This is a genomic window from Actinocrispum wychmicini (assembly GCF_004345645.1).
GTDB lineage: Bacteria > Actinomycetota > Actinomycetes > Mycobacteriales > Pseudonocardiaceae > Kibdelosporangium > Kibdelosporangium wychmicini.
In genome coordinates, this window is the sequence record NZ_SLWS01000002.1 from 570853 (window position 1) to 596117 (window position 25265).

Annotated in this window: 20 protein-coding genes; 4 read left to right on the top strand and 16 right to left on the bottom strand. The window is 68.2% G+C overall.

The window, feature by feature from the left end; all coding sequences use genetic code 11:
• Window positions 1-267: 267 nt before the first annotated feature.
• The 7 genes from EV192_RS11015 to EV192_RS11045 form a co-directional block, all read right to left on the bottom strand.
• Window positions 268-1203 carry a pseudouridine-5'-phosphate glycosidase gene (locus EV192_RS11015; RefSeq protein ID WP_207925979.1) on the bottom strand — a complete coding sequence of 312 codons (936 nt, stop codon included), beginning with the start codon at window positions 1201-1203 and terminating at the stop codon, window positions 268-270.
• A complete protein-coding gene (locus tag EV192_RS11020; RefSeq protein WP_132114026.1) occupies window positions 1200-5222 on the bottom strand; it encodes an amino acid adenylation domain-containing protein in 4023 nt (1340 codons plus the stop codon). The genes EV192_RS11015 and EV192_RS11020 overlap by 4 nt, the downstream gene beginning before the upstream one ends.
• A 34-nt stretch (window positions 5223-5256) precedes the next feature.
• Window positions 5257-5922 (bottom strand): uracil phosphoribosyltransferase, encoded by a 666-nt coding sequence (gene upp, locus EV192_RS11025; protein ID WP_207925980.1) that lies wholly within the window; start codon window positions 5920-5922, stop codon window positions 5257-5259.
• Entirely contained in the window at window positions 5919-6584 is a 666-nt protein-coding gene (locus EV192_RS11030) for a phosphoribosylanthranilate isomerase (protein ID WP_243726825.1), read from the bottom strand. Before EV192_RS11030 ends, upp begins: the two co-directional genes overlap by 4 nt.
• A 207-nt stretch (window positions 6585-6791) precedes the next feature.
• Window positions 6792-6998 carry a hypothetical protein gene (locus EV192_RS11035; protein WP_207925981.1) on the bottom strand — a complete coding sequence of 69 codons (207 nt, stop codon included), beginning with the start codon at window positions 6996-6998 and terminating at the stop codon, window positions 6792-6794.
• Between the two features lie 26 nt (window positions 6999-7024).
• The gene (locus EV192_RS11040) at window positions 7025-7480 is read right to left on the bottom strand and encodes a hypothetical protein (protein WP_132114031.1); all 456 of its coding nucleotides are present in this window, start codon (window positions 7478-7480) and stop codon (window positions 7025-7027) included.
• A gap of 381 nt (window positions 7481-7861) precedes the next feature.
• A complete protein-coding gene (locus EV192_RS11045; protein ID WP_207925982.1) occupies window positions 7862-9127 on the bottom strand; it encodes an ATP-binding protein in 1266 nt (421 codons plus the stop codon).
• Between the two features lie 75 nt (window positions 9128-9202).
• Between EV192_RS11045 and EV192_RS11050 the strand changes: the two genes are divergently transcribed.
• Both EV192_RS11050 and EV192_RS11055 read left to right on the top strand, forming a co-directional pair.
• Complete coding sequence (locus tag EV192_RS11050; RefSeq protein ID WP_132114035.1) at window positions 9203-10390, top strand: MFS transporter; 1188 nt, start codon at window positions 9203-9205, stop codon at window positions 10388-10390.
• Between the two features lie 15 nt (window positions 10391-10405).
• Window positions 10406-11170: an AraC family transcriptional regulator gene (locus EV192_RS11055; protein ID WP_132114037.1), complete on the top strand. Its 765-nt coding sequence runs from the start codon at window positions 10406-10408 to the stop codon at window positions 11168-11170.
• 5 nt (window positions 11171-11175) lie between these two features.
• Here EV192_RS11055 and EV192_RS11060 read toward each other — a convergent pair whose 3' ends face one another.
• The 7 genes from EV192_RS11060 to EV192_RS11090 are packed head-to-tail and all read right to left on the bottom strand — an operon-like array spanning window position 11176 to window position 18074.
• Complete coding sequence (locus EV192_RS11060) at window positions 11176-12444, bottom strand: ATP-grasp domain-containing protein (RefSeq protein ID WP_132114039.1); 1269 nt, start codon at window positions 12442-12444, stop codon at window positions 11176-11178.
• Window positions 12441-13259 (bottom strand): proline dehydrogenase family protein, encoded by an 819-nt coding sequence (locus tag EV192_RS11065; RefSeq protein WP_132114041.1) that lies wholly within the window; start codon window positions 13257-13259, stop codon window positions 12441-12443. Before EV192_RS11065 ends, EV192_RS11060 begins: the two co-directional genes overlap by 4 nt.
• Before the next feature lie 7 nt (window positions 13260-13266).
• Window positions 13267-14685: a radical SAM protein gene (locus EV192_RS11070; RefSeq protein ID WP_132114043.1), complete on the bottom strand. Its 1419-nt coding sequence runs from the start codon at window positions 14683-14685 to the stop codon at window positions 13267-13269.
• Window positions 14686-14712: 27 nt separating this feature from the next.
• Complete coding sequence (gene speD, locus EV192_RS11075; RefSeq protein ID WP_132114045.1) at window positions 14713-15111, bottom strand: adenosylmethionine decarboxylase; 399 nt, start codon at window positions 15109-15111, stop codon at window positions 14713-14715.
• The gene (locus EV192_RS11080) at window positions 15099-16301 is read right to left on the bottom strand and encodes an ATP-grasp domain-containing protein (RefSeq protein WP_132114047.1); all 1203 of its coding nucleotides are present in this window, start codon (window positions 16299-16301) and stop codon (window positions 15099-15101) included. Before EV192_RS11080 ends, speD begins: the two co-directional genes overlap by 13 nt.
• The gene (locus tag EV192_RS11085) at window positions 16234-17442 is read right to left on the bottom strand and encodes an MFS transporter (protein ID WP_132114049.1); all 1209 of its coding nucleotides are present in this window, start codon (window positions 17440-17442) and stop codon (window positions 16234-16236) included. Before EV192_RS11085 ends, EV192_RS11080 begins: the two co-directional genes overlap by 68 nt.
• Window positions 17439-18074 (bottom strand): hypothetical protein, encoded by a 636-nt coding sequence (locus EV192_RS11090; protein WP_132114051.1) that lies wholly within the window; start codon window positions 18072-18074, stop codon window positions 17439-17441. The genes EV192_RS11085 and EV192_RS11090 overlap by 4 nt, the downstream gene beginning before the upstream one ends.
• A gap of 159 nt (window positions 18075-18233) precedes the next feature.
• Here EV192_RS11090 and EV192_RS53735 point away from each other — a divergent pair, with 159 nt between their 5' ends.
• A complete protein-coding gene (locus tag EV192_RS53735) occupies window positions 18234-18392 on the top strand; it encodes a hypothetical protein (protein ID WP_165960335.1) in 159 nt (52 codons plus the stop codon).
• On the opposite strand, the gene EV192_RS11095 is transcribed toward EV192_RS53735, so the two are convergent.
• Both EV192_RS11095 and EV192_RS11100 read right to left on the bottom strand, forming a co-directional pair.
• The gene (locus EV192_RS11095; protein WP_132114053.1) at window positions 18389-21454 is read right to left on the bottom strand and encodes an AfsR/SARP family transcriptional regulator; all 3066 of its coding nucleotides are present in this window, start codon (window positions 21452-21454) and stop codon (window positions 18389-18391) included. The two genes, EV192_RS53735 and EV192_RS11095, sit on opposite strands and share 4 nt — an antisense overlap.
• A 175-nt stretch (window positions 21455-21629) precedes the next feature.
• Window positions 21630-22601: a ParB/RepB/Spo0J family partition protein gene (locus EV192_RS11100; protein WP_132114055.1), complete on the bottom strand. Its 972-nt coding sequence runs from the start codon at window positions 22599-22601 to the stop codon at window positions 21630-21632.
• 438 nt (window positions 22602-23039) lie between these two features.
• Here EV192_RS11100 and EV192_RS11105 point away from each other — a divergent pair, with 438 nt between their 5' ends.
• Window positions 23040-25232, top strand: a complete 2193-nt coding sequence (locus EV192_RS11105) for a choice-of-anchor J domain-containing protein (protein ID WP_132114057.1) — start codon at window positions 23040-23042, stop codon at window positions 25230-25232.
• Window positions 25233-25265: the final 33 nt, after the last annotated feature.

Below are 25265 nucleotides of genomic sequence, written 5' to 3' on the forward strand. Positions count from 1 at the left end.
GGTGGGCCATGGAGTGCTGGGTGGGTGGTCCGGGCCGGCCCCGCCGAGGTGTTCGTAACTGGAAACGTTAAAACAAACGAGAACCTCCGAACAATGACAGAAAACCCTTACGAGCTGTATCCATCCAAATGGGAAACATGGGAACAGTCGGGCGTCCGACGCTCCACAGTGACCGACGCTGTTGATCCACAGGAAGTCCGCGACCCGTGAGTCGACGGCGGCGCCCGCCTTTGCGCGCCGCCGTGACGAACAGGTCCCGTTAGTCCACTACGGCCGGTTCCCGATTTCCTCGCGATACCGGGCGTGTGCCGCGGCGAGGCTGCCGCCGACCTCCGCCGTGCTGACGAGCACCGACATGTTCGCCCGCGACGACCGGCCTTCCGTGGCCACGTCGACCGCGCGCATCAGGTACTTCGTGACCGCGTTGCCGCGGACGCCGTTCCGTTCGGCCGCGGCGACCGCATCTGCGATGGCCGCTTCCACCTCGTGGCCGGGGATCGCGTCCTCGGCCCGGACCGGGGTGGTGATCAGGAACGAGCCGGGGTTGCCCAGCGCCCAGTGGTTCGCCACGGACCGGGCGAGCACATCCGCGTCGTCCACCCGGCGCGGGCTGCGGAGACCGCTGGACACGCAGTAGAACGCGGGGAAGTCGGCGGACCGGTACGACACCACCGGGACACCGTGCGTCTCCAGGTACTCCAGGGTGAGCGCCAGGTCCAGGATGCTCTTGGCGCCGGCGCACACCACCGCGACCTTCGAGCGGGTGAACTGGATCAGGTCCGCCGAGACGTCCATCGTCCGCTCCGCGCCGCGATGCACCCCGCCGATGCCGGCCGACGCGAAGAACGTGATGCCGGCCAACTCCGCCGCCACCACGGAACCCGCCACCGTCAACGCGCCCATCCTGCCCTCGGCCAGGATCACCGCCATGTCTCGGCAGCTGGCCTTGGGAACGCCGGTGGCGGACGCGAACCGTTCGATGTCCACGTCGGTCATCCCGGCCTTGATCCGGCCGTGTTCCAGGCAGACCGTGGCCGGGACGGCACCGCCGGCCCGGACGGCGTCCTGCACTTTCAGCGCGGTCGCCGCGTTGTCCGGATACGGCAGGCCGTGCGTGATCACGTTCGACTCCAGGGCCACCACCGGCCGCCCCTCAGCGAGTGCGTCCGCGACTTCCTCGTTGTACGCCAAGGGAATGGTCACGGCCGGTCCAGTCGGTAGTTCGGCTGCTTGCCGAGCATGTCCTTGCGGTTGACGATCTCCGGGATGTAGACCTTCTCGTTCCACAGCTCCTTGGCGATCGGTTCGAACGCGATCGACACCGCGCCCTCGTCGCAGCCGAAGGCGTTGGTCATCGCCTCGGTCACCGCGGCGACCAGCTCGGTCTGCTGCTTCTTGCTGAGCGACACCGGGAAGTGCTTGATGTTGACGTGCGGCAGGATGCCCGAGCCGGGCCGGATCGCGGTCGTCAGCTCGTCGACATCCGGCTGTCTCAGCATGGTGTAGTGGTCGGCGGCGAGGTCGATGACGACCGGCGCGGTCGCCGAGTACCCGCTGCTGTTCTCCAGGAACGAGTAGTCGTCGCCGCGCGCCTTGAAGATGGTGATCGGCGCGGTGATCCGCCGCTGAGCCAGTTCCCGGAACGTGTAGGAGAACTCGAAAGTCTGCCCGACCACGCGGATGATCCGCCGGATCAGGTCGATGTCGAGACCCGGCACGACGCGGTGGACGAACGCGGCGAAGGTTTCGTCGTCGACGGCCTCGGCCAGGCACTGATCGAGCAGCGGGCCGCTGATCGTGCCCGCGAACACCGAGAACAGGATCGTCACGTACGCCTTGTTGTCGTACGTTGCCGTGCGGTCGTCGGCCAGGTGCGTCCTCGGGGATCCCGGCGCGATCAGGAACAGGTTCTCCACCCGCTCACCGGATTGTTCGAGCTGGTACGCGGTCTCGAAGGCGACGCGGGCACCGAACGAATACCCCCATAAGGTATACGGTCCGGTCGGCTGCACCGACCGGATCGCCTTGACGTCCTCGGCCGCCATCTCCCGGATGGTGCCGTACGGTGTCTCACCCTCGTTGATCCCGAACGCCTGCACGCCGTAGAACGGTTGGTCGGTGCCCATTTCGGCGGCCAGCACGCGCAGGTTCATCGGGTAGCCGCCGAGGCCGGGCCAGCAGAACACCGGCCGCCCGGCGCCCTCGGGCTGCAACGGCACCAGCCGGGACGACGGCTCGACGTCGACACCGTCCACCCGTCGGGCGAGTTTCTCGACGGTCGGTGACTCGAACAGCATCTGCAACGGCATCGAGCGGCCGAACATCCGGTTGATCTTGTTGATCAGCCCCACCGCGATCAGCGAGTTCCCGCCCGTGGCGAAGAAGTCGTCCAGCACCGACACGGTGTCGCACCGCATCGACTTCTGCCAGAGGTCGGCGATCCGGCGCTCGGTGGTCGTCCGGGGCGCCACGAACGGCCGGTCCGCGTCGTGCACGTCGGTCCGGTCGGACGCGGCGAGCGCCTGTACGTCGATCTTGCCGTTGGCGGTGAACGGCAGCCGGTCCATGACCACGACCTTGTTCGGGATCATGTAGTCCGGCAGGAAGTTGATCAGGTCGTCGCGGATCATCTCGGCCGGTCCGCGCATGTGCACGGCGTCCTCCTTCATCCCCTCGCTCAGCCGCTGCAGGTCGCTCACCCGACCGCCGACGAAGAAGTAGGACGGACCGGTCGCGCGGCCCAGGCCGCGCAGGATGCCGTCGATCCGACGGGCCGACGGCAGGTCGTCGCCGGACCTGGAGCTGTAGCCGGCCGACATGAACCCCAGGTTGAGGTCGTTCGTCGACAGGCGCTGGAGCGTGCGGCCGAGGTCCACGTATTCGAGCCAGTCCTGGTCGGTCCGGCTGATCACCGAGACGCCGATCCCGGCCCGCTCGTAGACCTGCTGGTTGATGGCGATCACGTGTTTCTTCAGGATCAGCTCGTCGGAGATCCGGCGCAACTCGCCGTCGGTGTACGCGTACTGGCCCGCGGGCAGGTCGGCGACCTTGCCGGGATGGGCCTGGACGTAGATGTCCACCTTGTCCTCGCGCGGCCCGGCGTACCGGATCACCTCGAACGTACCGAGGTAGTAGTCCTCGTCGGCACAGTCGAGCGCGGCCATGGTCGCCGGTGTGTACGCGAGGGCCGTGATGTCCAGGCCATGATCAGGAAGGACCTCTTCGAACAGGCCGACCAGATGACCCGCCTCGATCTCCAGGACCTCCTGGATGTTGTTCTTGTAGACCGGCTCGATCGCGCGTTTCCGGCCGACGAGATGCGCCTTCAGCCGGGGCAGCGGCCCGGCTTCGGTGGGCGTGACCAACACGAGGCGATGGTCCACCGGGTGGAAGTAGTAGAAGCCCGGTTCGAGCCCGCCGACGTGGTGGATCTCCAGGTACACCTGGGTGGCGTAGAGCGAACCTGGGGACGCGTAGCCGTACTTCGGCAGCAGCCGCTCTTTGCTGGCGTGCGGCCCGATCCACCGCAGGATCTCGCCGAGTTCGGCGAGATCGAGCGTGTCCAGGCCACGAGAGCGCGTGCCGCGGACCCGCCGGGCGAGCAGCCGCAACACGTCTGCCTTGGTGACGTCCCCGCCCTCGTAGAACCGGTATGTCTTGCGCGCGAACGCTTGCCCGCGCTGCCGGGCGGTCGCGGCCTTGCCCGGCAGGTCGATCACCAGCCGGCCAGCCACCACAGCGTCGTCCCGGACCCCGGCGTTGGACAGCTGCGCCCGGACCTGGAGCCTGCTCTGCTTGGACTGGTGGTGGGCGCCGTGGTTGCCCTGGTCCATCAGCGCGGCTTCCTTCGGGTTCAGCTCGACGCACGCGATCAGGTTCTGGAAACCGGTGCGCGGGTCGTCCTTGACGATCACGGCGGCGTGCTTGACCCAGTCGTGGGTCTCGACGGCGAGCCTGATCTCGTCCAGCTCGACCCGGAAGCCGCGCAGTTTCACCTGGTTGTCCGCCCGGCCGACGAACTGGACGGTCCCGTCGGCGGTCCAGTAAGCCAAGTCGCCGGTGCGGAACAGCCGGCCCGCGCCGAACGGGTTGCGCACGAACCGCTCCTCGGTCAGCTCGGGCCGGTGCAGGTAGCCACGCGCGACCTGGACACCGCCGATGAACAGCTCGCCGATCTCGCCGACAGCCACGGGTTCGGAGTTCACGGTGAGAATGTGGTACTCGGTGTCGCGCACCGGAGCGCCGATGGAGATCGCGTTCGGACCCTCGCTGAGGGTCGTTCGGTCCACTGTGAACGCCGACGAGTTGATCGTGCATTCGGTGGGGCCGTACAGGTTCACCAGTTCGCACCACGGCAACGTCTCAAGGCAGCTGACCGCCAACGGCTTCGACAGCACCTCACCGCCGGTGAAGATCTGCGTCAGCGACTCGCAGGTGTGCAGTTGCTCGGTGTCCAGCAACGCGGTCAGCAGCGTCGGCACGCACTGCAACGTGGTGACGTCGTTCGCCTTGACGACGTCGATCAGGCGTTCCGCGTCACGGTAGACACCAGGCGGTCCCATCACGACGGTCGCACCGCAGGCCGGGGCCAGGATCTCCCACTGTGCCGCGTCGAAGCTCATCGGCGTCTTCTGCAGGATGGTCCGCTCGTGGTTCAGGCCGTACGTCGCCGTGAGCCATCGGAGCTGGCTGACCACGCTGCGGTGTTCGATCATCACCCCCTTCGGCTTCCCGGTGCTGCCCGAGGTGTAGATGACGTACGCGAGGTCGCTCGACCGACCCTCAGCGTCTACTGTGGAGTCATTGTGGACGGAGTCGCGAACCGTGACGATCCTCGTTCCGGCCGGCGCCAACGCGGCCGCCCGGTCCGCGAGTTCCGGCTGCGCCACGACGACCCGGACGCGGGCGTCCTCGATCATGTAGCGCAACCGTTCTTCGGGATACTCCGGGGAGAGCGGCAGGTAGGCGCCGCCCGCGACCAGGATCCCCCAGGCGCCGACCATCAGGTCGAGCGACGGTTCGACGAACAGCCCGACGCAGTCGTCCGGCCCGGTGCCGAGGTGCCGCAGGTACCGCGCCAGCGCCGCGGCGTTCTCGGCCAACTCGCGGTAGGTCATGCGGTGCTCCCCCGCCACGACGGCGGTGGCGTCCGGCCGCCGGCGGACCTGGTCGTGGAGCAGGTCGGAAAGACACACGTCCTCGTCTGAAGACAGTTCGGCCATGGTGGTATTCGTTTCCTTCCCCCGTGAAAAAAGGTCAGCGGATGATGTCCGTGCCGAAGTAGCGATCCCCGAAGTCGCCGATGCCGGGCACCATGTACGCGTTGTCGTTCAAGCCCTCCTCGATCGCCGACGTGACCATCCGCACCTGTGGGTGGCGGTACTGGACGGCCAGGATGCCCGCCGGCGCCGACAGCAGGTTGACGAACACGATGTGGTCCTCCGGGACGCCCTTGTCCAGCAACGCCCTGATCGCGGCGAGCGCGGTCCCGCCAGTGGCCAGCATGGGATCCAGCAGCAGGACGTGTCGCCGCGCGATGTCCATCGGCAGCGCCGTGTAGTACAGGTTCGGCCGTTTCGTCACCGTGTCGCGCTGGATCAGGATCTTGCCGACCCTGATGCCGGGCAACACCGTGCGCAGCTCCGACTCCATGCTCTCGCCGGCACGCGCGATGGACACCGCGCAGACCGGCGCCGCCGGCCGCTGCCCGAAGTAGGTCGCGCCGACCGGTGTCGACACCTCGCACTCCTCGAACGGCAACAGGTCCAGCCCGGTTTCCAGCACCATCCGGATGATCCGGGCCGCGTGCGCCACGAAGGCGTCCCGTTCCGCGTCGCGGTCCCGGATGACGGTGTGCAGCGCGCGCAACAGGTTCGTCTGCGGCAACAGGTGCACTGTCGTGGTGTCGACCGTGCCGGTCATGCGATCTCCTCGAAGGCACGCCGGGCCTCGGCCACGAACTGCCGGACCTTCAGCCGGTCCTTGCGGCCGGTGGCGTCCTCCAGGCCGGTGTGCGCGTCGACCGCGGCCGGGCGGACCCGGTTGATCGCGGTGGCGACGTTCGCCGGGGTCAGCCCGCCGGCCAGCATCAACGGCCTCGGCGAGATCCGGACCAGCTCCGCGCTGACCGACCAGTCGTGCGGCCGGCCGGTGGCGCCCTTGGCCCCGGTCGCCGGGTCGAAGCTGTCGGTGATGAACATGTCGACCCAGTCGGCGGCCTCGCCGACGGTCTTGGCCAGCTCGTCGATGTTGTCCGCCTTGACCACCAGGCTTTTCAGCACGTACAGGTCCGGCGCGATGTCCCGCAGGGCCCGCAGTTGCGCGGTCGGTACGTCGCCGTGCAACTGGATCGCGGAGACGCCGAGCTCGGCGCAGAACCCCCTGATCTCCTCCGCGTCGGTCAGGTAGGTGATGACCACACCGCGATGCTCCGGCTGGATCGCCTTGATGATGGCCGCCGCGTCCGCTTCGGACAGGTCTTCGTTGCGCAGCGGCAGGCGCAGGGCGAAGCCCAGCCAGTCCACGCCTTCCTCGCGGATCAGGTCCGCCTCGGCCTGATCGATGACACCGGCCACCTGAATCATTCCACGCACGGTGAACAGCCTCCCCTTCTGATACCGAACGACAATGGTCGAATGACAGACCAAGAACAAAGTGATGATCTTCGAAACCCGGCGAAACCGTATGCGCGCGGGTCGGTCAAACATATGAGATGCTTTTACACAAAGCTGTGCCCCGCAATCAGCGTGACACATCGGGAACCACTACGTCAACCGGGTGAGTGACGCACGTCAGGGAACGCTGTTTCCCGGCGGCGTCATGGATGTCGACCGCTGGTCCGCGACGTCCTTCTCGGTGACCAGCTGCAGTATCTCGTCAAGATCGTATTCGGCCCGGCGGGTGGTGCCGAGCCGGGTGAGCTTCCCCCGGCTCGCCCATTTCCGGATGGTCGCCTCGGTCACCCCCGCGGCCAAGGCGGCCAGTTCGGTGGGAACCACTCTTCGTCGTTTCCGACTGTGGTGGTTCACTGGGTCGCCTTCCCGACGCGTTTGAGCCATTCCGCCGGACGAAGAACATGCCCGGCGGCACACCGCACCGGCGCGCCGCCCTCGCCGATCACCGCGGACACCGTCCGGTCGCAGCCGCGATGCCCACAGCTCCCCAGGTCCACTCGAACAGACTGGTCCGACTGCAGGGCGCGGCGCACGACGGACGCCAGCGCGTCGGCCTTCTCGGCGATGGACCGGGCCACCGGACGCCCGGCCAGCCACTCGGCATGGCCGCCGAGGAAGCGGGCCAGCTCGGCGCACCCGCGCGGTGGCGGCTGCGGCAGGCCGCGTTCCTTCACCACGATCGCGGCCCATGACGTCATCGCGGCGAGAATGTCGGACCGCGCCGCCATGACGTCCTCGTCGAGCGTGATGCCGGCCGCCCGCCCGCCCCGGACCCGCCCGACCTGATATCTCCGCCGGCCGGTCAACCGGTTCTCACAGCTACGGTAAAGGTCCAGTAATCGTCCGAGATCAGCGGTGACCCGGTTATCGCATCGCGGGCAGATCCGAGGACCCGTCACCACCCGGCGCGCGCGATGTCCGCCACCGCGACACGAGTTTCCCTCACATAACTCCGCAGCCACCCGTTTCCTCCCCTGAACAACCGATCCACGGCACTTAATGTCGTCGATGGCGGTGACACGTGTCGTCGAATTATCCCACGCATCGTGGTCAGGTCGGCGTCAATTGCACAACCGGTGACCTGGTGACTGTCGCGGGAACCAACCGGTGCTTGACTAGCGCATCCGGCCGGTGCCCACGGTGACCGTGACATAAAGTGAACTACCGCTGTCCGGGAGCGACATCCGTCAAACTCCGCCCCTTTCCCGCGCGTACAGCCGGAGCGGGTTATAGAGCTTGTACAGATGCGGGCCGACCGGTTCGATCAAATGCGCTTCGGCGAGTCGGCGCAACACCCGTTCGGCCGCCTCGGGCCGCAAGCCGGTGGCCTCGACCGCGACCGCCGCGCTGATCTCCGGGCTGATCTCCCCGCTCGGATACAGGCCCAGCCGCTGGAACACCTGCGCGTCACCTGGATCGAGCGCCAGGTAGGACCACGAGAAGACGGTACGGGCGGTGGACCCGGGGTCGCCGAGGACGGCGAGCATGTTCAGGCCGTGCTCATCCATCGCCAGGTCGGCGGCGAACGCCCGGAGCCGGGTGCCCGGCAGGTCGGTGAGCCGCTCCCCAGCCAGCCGCAACGCCAGCGGGAAGCCGGCACAGCCGCGGGCGACCGCCGCCGCGCCTTCGGGTTCCGCGCGTACCCGGTCCTGCCCGGCGACGTGCGCGAGCAGATCCACGGAATCACGCTCTCCCAACGGGGTTATCGTGATCCGCCGGGCGCCGTCGCGCACTGACAGGCCGGGCAGCCGGTGCCGGCTGGTCACCACGACCGCGCATCCGGGCGCCCCCGGCAGCAGAAGCCGTACCTGCTGGGCGTCCGCCGCGTTGTCCAGCACGATCAGCAGCTGTTTGCCGTGCAGGACCGACCGGAACACCGGCGCCAACGACACCTCGGCCGCGACCGGCCCGCCCAGGCTGTGCAGGAACTCCTTCAACACGGTCTCCGGCGACTGGACGTCTCCGCCGTAGCCGCCGAGATCCGCGAACAGCACGCCGTCCGGGAACATCCTGCTGTGCTGGTGGGCCCACCGGAGGGCCAGCGCGGTCTTGCCCACCCCGGGCGGCCCGTCCACGGCGACCAGCGGCACCGCGCCGACGTGGCCGACCTCCGGTGCCAACGCCCTGGTCAGCTCGGCCAGCTCGACGGTACGGCCGACGAACCGGGTCGGTCCGGGCGGCAGCTGCGCGGGCCGCAGCCAGTCCTCGAGCATGGGCGGCGCGTGATCGCCGAGGCCGACCAGCTGGACAAGGGAGCCGCACGTGCCGAGCACCTTGTCGCACCGCTGCGCCAGCTCGACCGACGGCCGCTTGACCCCGTTCTCCACTTTGGACAGATAGCTGTGGCTGTAGTGGGTTCGCCTGGCCAGTTCCCGCAGGGTCAGTCCGCGTTGGGTCCGCGCGGAGCGCAACGACTCGCCGAAGACACCGAGGTCGCCTGTAACCGTGCTCACTGTCCCACCCTCATCGCTTAGCACTAAGCTAGAGTATCTTAGCGTTAAGCAATCAGGACCGAGAGGACTCTGGGGATGAACGTCGAATCAGTCCAAGTCGGGACGGTCCCGTTGGAGCGGGTGCCGCTGCGGAACTGGCTCGCTGTGATCGCCGTCGCACTGGGCACGTTCCTGGTGGTGACCGTCGAGAACCTGCCGATGGGCCTGCTCACCTCGATCGGTGGCGGCCTGACCGTCTCGGACGGCGCCGTCGGCCTGATGGTGACCGTGTCCAGCCTGGTCGCCGCGGTCACCGCACCCCTGCTGCCGGTGGTGATCCGGCGAACGGACCGGAGAGTGGTCCTGCTCGGGTTGATCCTGGTGGCGTTGGCGGTCAACGTCGTGTCCGCGGTCACACCGAGCTACGCGGTGTTGATGGTGGCGCGGCTGTTCCTGGGGGTCAGCATCGGCGGGTTCTGGTCGCTCGCGGCCGGACTCGGGGTCCGCCTGGTGCCCGAGGCGCACGTGGCCAAGGCCACGTCCCTGATCTTCTTCGGCGCCATGGCGGCCAACGTCCTCGGCGTGCCGGCCGGCACGTTCATCGGACAGCTCACCAACTGGCGGATCGCGTTCGCGACCGTCGCCGGCCTCGCGCTCGTCCTGCTGATCGCCTTGGCGGTGCTGCTGCCGCGGATGCCCGCGACCGAACCGGTTCGGCTGCGCACACTGGTGGACCAGCTGCGGACACCGGCCGTGCGGATCGGTGTGCTCGCCACTTTCCTGCTGGTGGCCGGACACTACGGCGCGTTCACCTTCATCAGCCCGATCCTGCAGGAAATCTCCGGCGTCAGCCCGACCGCGATCGGCCCGCTGCTGCTGGGGTTCGGCCTCGCTGGGATGGCCGGCAACATGATCGCCGGGTCGTGGGCCGGCCGGAACGTACGCGGCACGATCATCGCGGTCAGCCTGGCCCTCGCGGCCGTCCTCGCGCTGTTCCCGGTCCTCGGCGGCAGCCCGGTCGGCGGGTCGATCCTGTTGATCCTGTGGGGTTTCGCGTTCGGCGGCCTGCCGGTGAGCGTGCAGACCTGGATCATCAAGGCGGCGCCGCAGGGCATCGAGGCCGCGACCGGCGTGAACACCGCCATGTTCAACTTCGCGATCGCGCTCGGCGCGCTGTTCGGCAGCCTGCTCGTGGCCTCGGTGACGGTGTCCGGCCTGCTCTGGATCGCGGCCGGCCTGGTGGTCCTGACGTCCGTCGCGGTGTCCGGCACCAACCGGATCTAGGCTCGAAGATCTACCATGGACGTCGTGCCGGCCGCCGACTGTCCCTCGATCGACTGTTCGGCCGTGCCCAGCATCGTGCTTCCGTTGGAGTCGACGACCGGTATCAAGTGGCACAGCCATCCGCAGCACCAGTTGGCGTGGGCGCCCGACGGTGTGCTTGTGATGGCGGTGGACGACTGCCGCTGGGTGGTGCAGCGGTCACGTGCGCTGTGGATGCCGGGTGGTGTTCCGCATTCGGTGACCCCGAGTTCGCCGTGCGCGATGCTGTCGCTCTATTTCGAGCCGGACGAGTGCCCATTGGACTGGAGCCGGCCCACTGTTGTCGACGCCACCGGGCTTGTCGGCCCGCTCCTCACGCACCTTGCCGGGCTGCCCAAGCCCCGCACGGCGCAGCGGGACAGGGCCAACGCGGTGTTGTGGGACCTCCTGTCCCCGCTGGCGGTGACCACGATCCCGACCGTGCTGCCGACCGACCCGCAGGCGAGAAAAGTCGCCATGGGCATCAGGGACAACCCGGCTGACAAGCGCGGCCTGCCCGAATGGGGGCACGAAGTGGGGGCCTCGGCGCGCACGTTGTCGCGGCGGTTCCGGGAGCAGACCGGCAGCAGTTTCGAACGGTGGCGGACGCTGGAACGGCTCAACGCCGCGCTGCCGTTGCTCGGTGCGGGCGCGCCGATCACGCGGGTCGCCCGCGAGGTCGGCTACCACACCGCGAGCGCGTTCATCGCCGCCTTCCGCCGCGAGGTCGGCACCACGCCCGCCGCGTACTTCGGCGCCTGACCTCGTCAGACCGGCTCGACGTCCACGGAGATGGTCTCCCGAACCCGACCAGCGACGTCTACAATGGACAGACCGGGCGGTACGGCCAGGCGGACCTTGGCCAGCTCGGTACCCAGGTCGCGGGTGGTGGGCACGGTGTCACCGGGATGCCAGTGCGTGATCACCTCCGCCACACCCGGGATCCGGACGGCCTCGTCCACCCCGTTCAGCCGTCGCAGGACACCCGGTGGTCCCTGGTTGCGGATGAAACACATGCCGACGCGGTGGGTGAACACCGGCGGCGAGTCCATCACTTTCGGGACGTGGCCGAGATACCCGGCCAATGTGTCCTGGTACGCACGCAGATCGCTGTACCGTTCCCACATCTCCGGTATCCCGGCGCCGGGCAGCCGGGCGCCGATCTCGATCAGCACCAGACCGTCCGGCCCGAGTTTGGCCTCGATGTGCGCGGGTCCGATGTGGACTTCGAAACCGGACAGCACCTGGCGGGCGAACCGGGCCAGCCGTCCGCGCATCTGGTCGCGCGGGCCGAGTTGGACGAAGTCCCAGTACGGGTTGTCGTAGTCGGCGTCGCTGGGCTGGCGGTACTCCCACGCGTCGACGACCACGTGCCGGCCGCCGAAGCTGAACGTGTTGATCGCGAACTCCCGTCCGCGCACGTACTCCTCCACCAGCCACTCGTCGATCACGCCGCCGAACAGGTCGTACCGCTGCGCCCGGCGCACCCGGTCCAGGTCGGCCGGGCCACGGACCAGGATCACGTTGTGCGAGGCGGCGCCGGTGGCCGGCTTCACGATCGCCGGCAACCCGACCCGCCGCACCGCGGCCGGGATGTCCTTGACGTCACGTACCGCGAAGAACCGCGGCACACGCAGACCCCGAGCGGAAGCACGGCGGCGCATGGCCCGTTTGTCCCGACACGCGTACGCGGTCTCGACGGAGTTCGCTGGCACTCCCCAGTGCCGGGCGAGCAACGCCGCGCGGTGCACAGCCGGCTCCGTAGCAGGAATCACCGCGGCCACCCTGCCCGTGACACAGGCCGTGATGTCCACGGAACCGTTGTCGTACAAGGCCATTGCGTCACCGGACGCGTGATCCGCGGCCATCGCGTCCAGCCTGCACCGCTCGATGGTGTACACCCCGACGACCGGGAGTCCCGCGTCAGCGCAGACCTTCTTGAACGGCCGCCCGTTCAACACCCCGTCCACCAGCACCACGGAACCGGTGAGGGTTCGCAGCGGCTCCTGGACTGTGTTCACAACGGCACTGGTCACAGCGTCACCCCGGCCTTCTCCGCGTCCGACACCCGTTTGGCCAGGTAGTCGAACCACGCCGTGCCGAACGGCACGAACAGCCGCACCTGGCGCCCCTCGGCGGCCATCGACGAGACGCCCTCGGAGCGGACGCCCAGCAGCATCTCCACCGGAACCTCGGGCGGCATCATCGACTGGATCCGTGGGTCGTGCGTGGCCAGCGTCAACCCGGTGCCCTCGCCCATGATCTGCCACGCCAGCACCACGAACGCCAGATCGGTCTCGGCCCCGGACGGCAGCGCACGCTCGGCCGGCTCCAGGAAACCGCCCTTCACCAAGCGGATCGGGACACCGGCCTCGGTCAGCCGGGCCACGTCGTCCGGGCTGCGGTGCAGGTTCGCCTGAACCGTCGCCCGGATCGGCACCCCGGCCCGCCGCGCGGCCAGCACAGTCGCCAGAACCGAGTCGGTCTGGTCGCTGTCCTCCGCGCCGACCTGGATGAACCGGCCCGCCGGCAGCCCGGCCGCGATCAGCCGCAACTGCTTCACCGCGACCGGGACGGACAGTTCGAGGCCGATGTGCGGCAGGTCGACCTCCAGCCACGTGCCGACGGGTTGCTGCGCCAGCGACACCGCCAGCCGCCGGTAGCGACGGCTGTTGTCGGCCGCGGTGTGCTGGTCGGTGGCCACGCGGGTGAGCCAGCCGATGTTGGCCGCGACCGACTGGCCGGCGAGCGCGGACGCGATAGCTGTCGCGTCCGCCGGGACGAGCCCGGCGATGTACCGGCGGCCCAGCTGCCAGACCCGTTCATGCTGGGAGGAAAGGAAAGTGGTCACGGTTGCCTCACGCGGCGATCTGCAGCGGGATCATGGTCCGGTCGCCGTCGGTGATGCCCTGGTTGGCCGAGCGGCGCTCGACGAACTCGTCCAGCACCTTCTGGTCCGCGCGCGGCGACATGTAGTACATCATGTTCACGTACCAGGTCCAGCCGAGCTCGGTGATCGCGTACTCGTCGCCCTTGTCCACGAACATGCCCTCGGCGAGCAGCTCGCCGAACCGCTCGGTGACCTCGCCCGGGATCCGGTCCCAGTCGATCCGGCTCTTGGCCAGCTTCCCGTGGTACGGCAGCTGCAGCACCAGGCCGCGCTCGTACGGGACGTGGTCGGCGCGGGTGACCTTCACCTTGATGTCGTCGTTGTCCAGCAGGTTCTTGGTGTAGCCGGTGCGGCTCTCGTCGTTCATCACGGTCCAGTCCAGCGACTGGCTGACGCTGGACGCGCCGAAGCCGATCAGGTCGTCGTCCCAGTTCGCCCAGCAGTACTCGTGGTACTTGTTCGAGTAACGCCTGGAGACGAAGTCGCTCTCCTGCTCGGGGTTCTCCAGCCGGGCGTACCCGTGCCCGTTGTAGAGCCGGAAACCGGCCTGGCGCAGGTACTTGTTGGCGAAGATGGACATCGCCATCTTGTCCACATAGGGCAGTGCGGGCAGTCGCGCGCCCTGGTAGCCGGTGTGCAGCGAGTTCTGCGTCACGAGGTGGTTGATCGGGTAGAACTCACAGGACTCGGTGCCCAGTTCGATCGCCTTCTGCACGTCCTCGGCGAAGTCCCGCATGGTCTGGCCGTGCATCCCGTAGAGAATGTCGAAGCTGCGGTACTTGAAGTGCTCGCCGAGGATCTTGACGGCCTCGTACGTGCCGTCCAGGGTGGCGGTGATGTTGAACAGCTTGCGGTAGCGCGGGTCGAACGTCTGCAGGCCCAGTCGCGCCTTGGTGACACCGATCTCCTTGAACGCCGCGGCCTTCTCGGCGGTGACGCTCTTCACCTCCATCTCGATCGTCCACTCCTCCAGCCGGGACAGGTCGAACGACTCCCGGATGGCCCGGCCGATCCGGCGGATCTGGTCCGGGGTGAGGATCGACGGGGTGCCGCCGCCGAACCAGATCACCCGCGGCGGCACGGCCGTGATCTCCGGCCAGGTCGCCTTGATCCGGATCTCCTTGATCAGCGCCTGGGTGTACTTCTCGATCGCCTCGTCGCCCTCCGCGCCCAACCCACGGTTGAGCATGCAGAACGTGCAAATGGTCTCACAGAACGGGATGTGGAAGTACAGGCCACGGGACCGGATGGGCGTGGCGTCGAAGTTGGTGTGCGCGTCCCGGAACCGGATCGTCTCGGTCTCCTGGCCTTTCAACGGGTACAGCCAGTTGTAGATCGGCAGTTGGCGGTCGAACTTCATCAGGGTGTCGCCGTGGTTGAGCCGCATCGGAATTCTCCTTGGAAAGACTGGGGGTCAGGCCGCGGTCCGGGTGTAGATCTCGCCGGGGCCACCGCGTTTGATGATCTCCACGCGGTGGCTGCACTCGCCCAGGGCGGCGATCAGGTGGTCGATCACCCGCTCGGGGTTGCACCGCGATCCGCAGGTGAACGCGTCGAAGAACAGCGAGTTCTGGTCCGGATAGGTGTGCACGGACACGTGCGACTCGGACAGCAGGAACATGGCGGTGAAACCGGCCGGCTCGAACCGTTTGGTCTGCATCCCGCAGATCGTCGCGCCGGACCGCGTGATGCCCTCGGCCAGTGCGGCCACAATGCGGGACTCGTCCGATACGGCCTGGGGTTCGATGTCGTAGACGTCCGCGATGACGTGTGTGCCGGAGAAGTCGAAATCGAGCATTTCTAGGTCGCCCACCTTCCCAATGTGTTCGACAGTTCGCTACAGAAACGGATGTTGCGTTCGAGGTCCGCGCTGTCCGTGCCCTCGACCACGAAGGCGACGAACGAGTCGGTGCTGGCGTGCGCGCCGTCGAAGCGTTTCCCGATGGGCGCCTTGACGATGAAGTCCTTGATGAAGGGATACCCGGTCGGTTCGTCGATCCCGGTGAGCACACCGGTCTTCGGCGGCACCAGCAGCCAGCCGTACCGGTTGCCGCGGTCCTTGACCGCCACCGTCCGCCCGTCGACCAGGCCGGCCTGGTGGCGGATCCACAGCTGGGCGGGGTTGACGCCGGTGGCGTACGTCAACGACTCCATGATGTGCGCGCCGCCGAGCCGGCACGCGATCTCGCAGAACACCAGTTCGTCGTCGGGCGTGTGGAACACCTCAAGGTGGAACGGGCTGAAGTCGACCGGCGGCAACGCCGGAATGACCTCCTCGGCGAACCGCGCGACCCGCTGGAAGTTCTCACTGTCCCGGTCCAGCTGCACGCTGCCGAGCGGAAGGCCGTCGTGGAAGGCCATGCAGTCGTTGAGGTATCGGGAAACCGAGACGTACAGCGGCTTTCCGTCGTGCATGAAACCGTCCACATGGTACACGAAGCCCGGAGTGTACGACTCGATCAGCACGTCGTCCACATCCCAGGCAGAAGCGGCCTCACGCAATCCGGCGCTGTCGTGGACGACCTTCACCCCACGCGACGCGAAGCCCAGCCGCGGCTTGACGACCACGGGATAGCCCACGCGCCTGGCGAACACCTCGGCGTCCACGATGGACGAAGGTGCCGCGAACTCGGGCGTGGGCACGCCGGTCCACCGCACAAAGCGCTTCATGTGGTACTTGTCCCGCCACGGTAACGCGTCGATGTACCGCAGTCCGGGCAGGTCGTAACGGTCGCGTGCCTGAGCGCAGCGGAGGATGTCGTCCTCGGTGACGTGGATCAGCTTGGTGATCGGGTGGTGCCGGACGATCTCGGCCACGGTCTGCTCGAACGCGATGTCGTCAAGGTAGTCCGGGATCGCGTGGGTGCCGGCGAAGTCGCCCGCGTAGTGCGGGTAGATCTCCTTGCTGGTCAACACGTTCGTCCGGGACGCCACTTCAGCCAGCCACTGGCGCAACGGCGTCACGTTCGGTGGGATTCGATGGGCGATCAGGAGTTCGTTCATGGTTCCTCCCAAGTAACAACCAGGTGCCGAAGATGACCACCGCCATGGTGGTGAAGTACGTGGTGGCGCTGATGCCGAGCAGGCCGCCGCCGAGTGCCGGGCCCAGGAAGAACCCCAGGTACCGAACCTCGGCCAGGCCGAAGTAGGCACCTTTGCGCCCGTTCGGCGCGAACGTGTGGATGGCCATGTCCGGCATGGGGAACAGCACCGCCTCGCCGACTGTCCACACCAGAACACCTACGAACGGCAACACCGCGCTGGCCGGCAACATCCGGAACAGCAGCAGCGCCAGGGCGAATCCGACGCAGCCGATGAAGGCCATCCTCGACGCGGACACCCGGCGGGCCAGGCGGGCGACCGGGAACTGCATGACGATGCCCAGCGCCGCGTTGACGGCGAGCAGAATCGAGAAGTACGTCACCGCGTCCGGTCCTCGCACGGACCTGACGTACAGCGGCAGGATCGACTCGAACTGGGAGAACACCAGGAACAGCACGAACCCCGCCGCGATGATCCGCAACAACCGTCGGTCGTTCACCGCGTCCCGCAGCCGGCCGCGCTCGTCGCCCTCGTGCGCGTCGACCGACCGCAGACGAGCCAGATTTCGTTGCAGGAGCAGGAAATACCCGGCGAACACGACCGCGGGCACACTGAAGATCAGCCGGCTGTCGACCGCGTACAGCACGGCGCCGAGCAGCGGGCCGACGACGGCGCCCAGGCACAGCGTGACGTACCTGATCCGGAACACCGAGCCGTCCGTGCCGTCGGCCGCCACCGACATCAGTTTCTTCATCGACGGCTCGGTCAGCAGCCGTCCCACACCGAGCAGACCGGTCAGCGCGATCACCAGCCCGACGTCGTGCACCATCGCCAACGCCAGCCCGGTCGCACAGTTGAGCAGCACGCCCGCCCGGATCAGGGCGACCGCGCCGAACCTGTCGGACAGCATTCCGCCGACGAACCCGCCGAGCGAGGCGATCAGCGCGACACTGCCGACGACCGCGCCGATCGCCAGCCCGGACAACGTCGAGATCTCGGCGAGATAGATACTGAGGAACGGCAAGGTCGCGAAGAACGCGACGCTGTTGAGGACACTGCCGGCGACCAACAGGCGCAGGACAGCGTCTCGGTACCAAGTCATCCGGACTTTCTCCTCGCGGACGAGTAATCGGCCAACACCGCGTCGAACCGGTCTTCGACCAGCACGACGTCGTCGATCCGCCGCCGCCCTGGGCGGGTGCCGGCGAGCACCTGGCGGAGGTCGGCCGCGGCGTAGACCTGGTCGACCTGGGTCGGCACGTCGACACCGGAGGTGTTGACGAGGACAGCCCCCTTCGCCAGGCGTCGGGGCAGGCCGGTGGCCAGCGCGTCGGTCACCACGACGAAGCTGGCGCCGAACACGGCGTCCGAGATCTCGCCCGGGACAGCCACGTCGATGCCGTCCAGGTCGAGCTGGTCCTGGACACGTGCACCCAGATGTCCTTTGTGGACGGCAACGTGCACCACATCCGGCAGGTGCCGCGCGATCACGGACACACTGAGTTCGGCGGCCAGGCCGGAGCCGATGACACCGACGGTCACCGCACCGGGAACGAGCATCACGCGTCCCGCCAGCACGGCGAACGCGGCGGCACGCACCGCACGCGACACCTCAGCAGGGAACGCACTTAGCGGTGTCGAGCACAGCTCGCCGGAGAGGACGTCGACCGGGTCGACATCGTCGAGCACACGCCACAGCTCGTCGACGGCGAACTGGGTGACCGGGCCGGCCATCACGCCCTCCTCGGCTTGTCTGGCAGCCCGGCCAACCTCCCGTGGCGCTCTCCTGAAGCTCTATCGATCCGCTACTGGCCCATCGAGAGCGCCTGACCAGCGGATCGAGGGCGGCGAGGCGTCCCATGTACGCATCACCCCGAGAACGCGGAGGACCCTATGTCGATCACCCGGACGCTCGTGAAGTTCCTGACCGGTTCGGCCATCGCGCTCGCGGCGTTCCTGGTCGTGTTCACGACAGCGCCGGGCACGGCCAGCGCGAGCGAGACGTCGTCGTGCGACGACATGCACTGGGTCCTGCCCTGCACCACGCCTTAAGGGGTATCCACGGTTTCGCCGGTGAGCAGCGCGGTTCGCGTCCGCTCCAGGTGCGCGAGCCAGCGCTGGGTCTCCGGGGAGTCCATGGCCAGCAGGAGCTGCCGGGCCCGTTCGATGTCCGCCCTGGCCGCTTCCCGGTCGCCCGCGCTGGCGTGCACCTCGGAGAGCAGCACCAGGGTCCGGGCCTCCCAGTGGGCCGATCCCAGGTCGGCGAACAGGTCGCCGGCCGCGGCGAGGTACGTGCCCGCGGCTGGGTCCGCGCCGCAGGCCAGCTCCAACTCGCCCAGCGCGTACAGGGTCTGGCCTTCGACCAGCCGCTCCCCCAGGCCCCTGGCCAGCGACAACGCGTGCACCAACGTGGTCTTCGCGGTGTCGAGACGGCCTTCGCGATGACGGACGACACCCAGGCTGTACCGCACGTACGCCTCGCCGATCCGGTCGCCGATCTCCCGCACGATCAGCAGCACCCGGTTCAGCGTGTGCCGCGCCAACTCTAGCTGGTCCGTGCCGGTGTACAGCTCGGCGAACCGGTACAGCACCTGGGCTTCGCCGCGCAGGCACCGCACGTCCAGGCAGATCGCCAACGCCTCGTCCAGCAGGCGCTTGGCGAGGGCGACGGCACCGACCTCGATGTGGTGGGAGGCGAGGCTGCGCAGGATCTGCGCCTCCCCCATCCGGTCGCCGACCAGCCGCATCATCGCCAACGCCTCGGTGTACTTCCGCAGCATCGCCGTGGTGTTGCCGCGCAACCCGTCCACCAACGCGACGTTGCGCAGCACGAGCGCACATCCATGGGTGTCGTCGTCAGCGGTGAACATCTCGTGCGCGCGGGTGAAGCACTCTTCGGCTTCACTGAGCCGTTTCTGGAACATGTGCAGGGTGCCCAGCGAGTACGTCATCGCGGCCACACCCCGGCGGTTGCCGGCGGCCTCGGTGACGTCGAGCGCGATCTGGGTGACCTCGCGCCAGTCGTCGAAGTACCCCTTGGCCTCGAACAGGTCCACCGAGATCAACGCCAGGTCCCAGCACAGCTCGTGCAGCCCGGCCCGCGCCGACTGGCAGACCGCGGTCACCACGGCGACGCGTTCGCTTTCCCACCACTCCATCGGGTTGGCGACCGCGTCGATGTCCGCCCAGTCCGCCGGCCGCCACCGCGGCGCGGTCCCGTGCAGGATCGTGTAGTCGCCGCCGTAGTCCTTGCGGTGCATCCTCTCCGCGAGCGCGAGCCACGCGCCGCACACCCGGCCGAGCGCCTCGTCACGTTCCGTCGCGGTTTCGGTCGCCACCAGCTGTTCCCAGGCGAACACGCGGACAAGGTCGTGGTACCGGTAGCGCAGCCGGGGGCTTCCGGGGTACTCGACCGTGTCGAGGACCTGGGCGTCGACCAGGTCCTCCAGCACGTCCTCGGCCCGGTCGAGCGTGGTGTCCAGCAGCGCGGCGGCCGTCCAGGCGGGCGAGTCGGGCGCGCGCAGCAACGCGAACAGCCGGAACAGCCGTTGCGCGGGTTTGCTCAGCATCCGGTACGTCAGGCCGATGTTGGCCCGCAGCTCCAGGCCGTGATGGGAGAACTCGTCGAGCAGCCGGGCCTCGTCGGCCAGCCGCCGGACCAGGAAGTCGAGCCGCCAGTGCGGTTTCGCGGCCAGCCGGGCGCCCGCGACCCGCAACGCCAGCGGCAGCCCGCCGCAGCGGTTGACCAGCTCGTTCGCCGCCGCCGGCTCGGCCCGGACCCGGTCGCGGCCGATGATCCGGTCGAGCAGGTCGAGCGACTGGCCGACGTCGAACACGGTCACGCCGATCCAGGACGCGCCGGACAGCCCGCTCAGCCGGGCCCGGCTGGTGACGATCACGGCACAGGTCGCGCTGCCCGGCAGCAACGGCGTGACCTGCTCCTCGCCGGTGGCGTCGTCCAGCACGACCAGCACGCGTCGGCCGGCGAGTTTGCTGCGGTAGAGGTCCTCGCGTTCGCGCGGGTCGTCCGGGATCGTGGAGCCGGAAACCCCAAGGGCGCGTAGGAAACGCGCGAGCACTCCGACGACCGGGTCCTCGCCCGCCGCGGTGAGGTCGGCGTACAGGTGGCCGTCCGGGAAGTCGTCGCCGACCTCGTGCGCGACCCGGATCGCGAGGCTCGACTTGCCCACGCCGCCCTTGCCGGAGATGGCGACGATCCTGAGCGCGTACTGCTCGCCCGCGCCGCCGAGCCGGTTCTTGATCTCGGCGATGTCCGCGTCCCGGCCGGTGAAGTCGGCGATGCTGGCCGGCAGCTGACGCGGCACGACCAGCAGCCGCACGGCGGATTCCTCCGGCGGTTCACGGCTTTTCGCCGGCGCGGCCAGGGTGCCGTCCTGGTTGAGGATCGCGTGTTCCAGGTCCTGCAGCTCCTGGCCGAGCTCGATGCCCATCTCGGTGACGAGCATGGTCCGCGCGCGCCGGCACACCTCCAACGCCTCGGCCTGCCGCCCGGAGCGGTACAGCGCGAGCATCAACAGGCCGTAGAGCCGTTCGCGCAGCGGATGTTCATCCACAAAGGACCGTAACTCGCCGATGATCCGCTCGTGCCGGCCGAGCGCCAGGTCGAGCCGCGCGCACTCCTCCAGCGCGGCGAGCCGGCGCTCCTCCAACAACGCGGCCCCGCGTTGGACGAGATCGCTGGGAACACCGGCGAGCGCGGGCCCACGCCACAGCCCCAGCGCGGTCCGCAGCGTGGCCGCGGCCTGGTCGAGCCGCCCGGCGTCGGCCTGGTCCCGGGCCTGGCCGAGCAGGGTGGCGAACACCTCGGTGTCCAGGTCGTCGCCGGTGATCTCCAGCAGGTACCCGGCCGGCCGGGTCCGGATGTACGTGCTGGCGCCGATCAGCTTGCGCAACGCGGACACGCACGTCTGGATCTGCGCCCGCGCGGTCGACGGCGGTGACGTGTCCCAGATGGCGTCGACGAGCTGGTCGACCGTGGTGACCCGGTTGGCGTTCAACGCGAGCATCGCCAGCACGACGCGCTGCCGTGGGCCGCCGACGTCCACCGTGAGCCGGTCCACGACCAGCTCGAGCGGACCCAGCAGCCTCAACACGCTCGGTCATCCCCTACCGTCAGTGACGGCGCTCTGCACCGCCGCCAGCTGGGAAAACATCGTAAGCGGTATTTCGGCAGGGCAGCGGGCACCGATCAGCGGTTGGACAGTGCCCGCAGGCGGATCCGGGCCGGGGATGCCCACGTCCGCGAACGCAGGCACCCCCGGCGGCGGGCTATCGAGGTGTCTTGCGGTACCGCTCCAGGTACACGGCCAGTTCCGTCCAGGCGTCGCTGTTCTGCCGGGCCAGGCGCGCGATGGCCTGCTTGGAGTGGGCGGGGATGTTGTCCGCGTGCTCCTTCCACATCTCCAGGCCGGCCGTGTGCGTGTCCAGCCACCTGAGCAGGGCCCGGCCGATCTCGGTGAACCGCAGGGACGGGTCCTTCTTCAGGTCCTGCAGCACGATTCCGGAGTCCACCACCGAGGGCATCTCCCGGTCGAGCGGGGAGCGCGGCGCCGGGTACTTCCTCGACACCGCTGACTTGCCGTCCGGAACCGGGCTCAACCCGTCCCGCAAACGGTTGCGAACGTCCAACGCGGTGGCCGGCGAGACACCGGCGGCCCGCGCGATCTCCCGGACGGACGCTTTCGGCCGGTCCTTGATGAACTCGCTGGCGCGCAACCGGCCGGAGGTGCGGTCGGTCGGCCGAACCTTGCCGTCCCGGCCGACCCGGGTGTTGTTCGGCTGTTCCCCGTGTTCAGTTGAACGGCGGCGGATCCCGCCGACGGTGGACGCGGCCAGCCCGGTCACCGCGGCGATCCGCCGATCGGACCACTGCGGCCGGGCGACCACGATTCGGGTCGCGGCCGCGGTTCGGTCGGCCAACGACAACGGCAAGCCGTGCGCGATGTTCGTCTCCACCGCGATGATGAAGGCGTCATCGTCGTCGCCTTCGTAGAACCGGACCAGGATCTCGTTTTCACCGCGCAACGCGGCGGCGCGTACACGATGCATTCCATCGATGACGCGCATGGTCGAGCGATGTACGACAATGGGTGGCAGAACCGCCTCTGACGCGGCCAGTATCCGAGCGTGTTCCTGACTCTCCCCGCACAACCGGGGTGAGTCGGCGGGCAGCAGCGAGTCGATCAGCACCCGCTCCTCGGAACAGTCGGTCCAGCTTGCCACCCCTCCGTGGTGTGACATTGTTATGGAATCCTTCCCCCCAGGAATGATCCGCTTGTATGTCTTGGTCGGCTGAAACACCAGTGGCCCCCCGGCCGCAAGGTGTGTGGACCTGTGATCACCCCCAGCGATTCGCTACGTCACAGTGCGCACCCGACAGTAGCGAGTCAAGACAGGCATCTGTCAACAAACGCGAACATATCTCGCCTGGTACGCCCCGGTGCGCGGGGCTACTCCGAACGGCGGCCGAGCGCCCTGTTCGGTCAGCTCGTGGCCGGGAGCGTCCTCCCTCCGGGTGAACTTGATCACCTGCCGCCGGGCTGTCCACAAAGGAGTACAACAGTGTTTTCCGTCCGCGATAGCCTGTCCATCCGCACAGGTCCGGCCAAACTGCCGATACCAAAGCGGATGACCCGATGTTTGAATGTCCTGTCTCATTCGAACAGCGAAGGGGGATCCATGGCCCGCAGCCGCCGAGCAGCAGCCGCAGCCATCCTCGTCCTGCCCCTCGTGGTCGCGCTCCCGGCGACCCACGCCGCGGCGGCGCCGGACAGACCGGTGACCAGTGACACCAGGGAGATGGTTCGCAAGAACTTCACCCTGGAGGGCAAGCCCGTTGAGGGACAGTACAGGTATCAGCCGAACAGTCCCAAGGCGAAAACCGCCCTGGCGCCCTCGGCGACACCGCCGGTGGGCACCGTCCGGCAGTGGCTCGGGTCCGACGACGTCCAGCAGAAGGACTACCGCAAGGACTACACACTGCGCGGGGTCGGCAAGAAGATCGAGGTGTGGGTCGCCAACGACCGCGCCTTCCCGGCCGGCGACTGCCGTGCGCAGATCCCCGGCACGACCGACGTCACCGACGCGCAGGTCAACGAACTCATCAGCGAGTTCGACAACAACATCTACCCCAAGGAGACCGCGGCCTTCTCCACGCCGCCGGGCCGGGACGGGACGCACGCGATCCTGAAGCCGGACGCGAACGGCAACGGCGGCGTCTACACCGGCGACGGTGACAAGACCGTCACGCTGGTCGACAACATCCGGGACGACAACTACTACAACTTCCCGGCCCGCCCGACGTACACCGCCGGGTTCTTCTCCCAGGGCTACGACGAGTTGTTCGACCGCAACGTGATGAACATCGACGTCTTCGACTGGGCACACCGGACCACGGCCACCCCGCCGAACCAGCCGACCAGCGACCTGTGCACCAGCCGCCCGGCCAAGCCGTGGTCCTACGAGGGCACGTTCGCGCACGAGTGGCAGCACCTGCTGCACTCGTACACCGACCCCTTCGAGGGCCTGTGGATGAACGAGGGCCTGTCGGACTTCGCGATGAACATGGTCGGCTACTCCAACGGCCTGAACACGATCAACGACCCGGGCTCGGACGGCCACCTGATGTGCTTCCAGGGCTGGACGACCGTGCAGACGCCGAACAACCCGAACCCGCGGGACTGCGGCGGCGCGGAGAACTCGTTGAACCTGTGGGGCGAGTCGAGCAACCCGAACGCCGTCCTGGCCGACTACGGCAACGCCTACCAGTTCATGCTGTACCTGCACGACCGGTTCGGCGACGACATCATGTCCCGCCTGCACCGGGACGGCAAGCTGCAGGGCCTGGCCAGCCTGCAGGCCCAGTTGGCGGCCGAGGGCGAGAACGACATGTACAAGGTCATCCACGACTACCAGTCCAGTGTGCTGCTGGACAAGATCGTGGGTGAGCGCGGCGGGATCATGCTCGGTGTGCCGAAGTCGCGGGTCACGTCGAAGAGCGTCCGGTCCACGGTGAACCTGGCCAACCCGACGTCGTACGCCACCCCGGGCGCCGGCCCGAACGGCGCGGACTTCGTGCAGCTGCGTGGTCCTAACGGGACTGTCCTGCGTGGATGCGACCTGCGCTCGATCACGTTCGAGGGTGTCCGCACCCTGCCGCCGCTGCCGCTGACGTGGTCGCTGGTCACCAACGACCCGGACCGGCCGGGCAACTCCGTGCTGTGGTCGGGCAACAGCAGCAACCTGAACGCCACCGCGGTGACGTCCGTGGCGGTGCCGACGACCGACCCGACCCTGCGTTTCCAGGCCAAGTACGGCGCCGAGTTCGGGTTCGACTACGCCTACGTCGTGGTCTCCACCGACGGCGGCGCGACCTACACGGCCGTCAAGGGCGACAAGACCGGGGACGCGCCGCTCGGGCCGGGCCTGAACGGCACGACCAACGGGTTCGAACCGCACACGTTCGACCTGTCGGCGTACGCCGGGAAGACCGTCCTGCTCGGCTTCAAGTACGTCAGTGACGCCGGCACCAACGAGGGCGGTTTCAAGGTCGACGACGTGACGATCGGCGGCACCCAGGTCAGCGACGGCACCAGCCTGGCGTCGTTCAAGTCCCCGACCCAGATCAAGCCGGCCGACGTGCACAACTGGAACGTCCGCCTGATCGGCATCGACGAGAACCACTCGGTGGCCCTGCAGCTGGACTTCAACGGCAAGCCGTCGCTGAAGCTCAACCCGTTGCAGGTGGCGTTGCTGTCGGTGTTCCCGAAGGTGGTCGCGGTGGTCGCCTACGACGAGCCGACCGAGACGATCAACCAGTACGCGTCCTACACCCTGAAAGTGAACGGCGTCACCCAACCCGGCGGCGCGTGAGACCGAGCTGGCCCCGCCCGCGGGCGGGGCCAG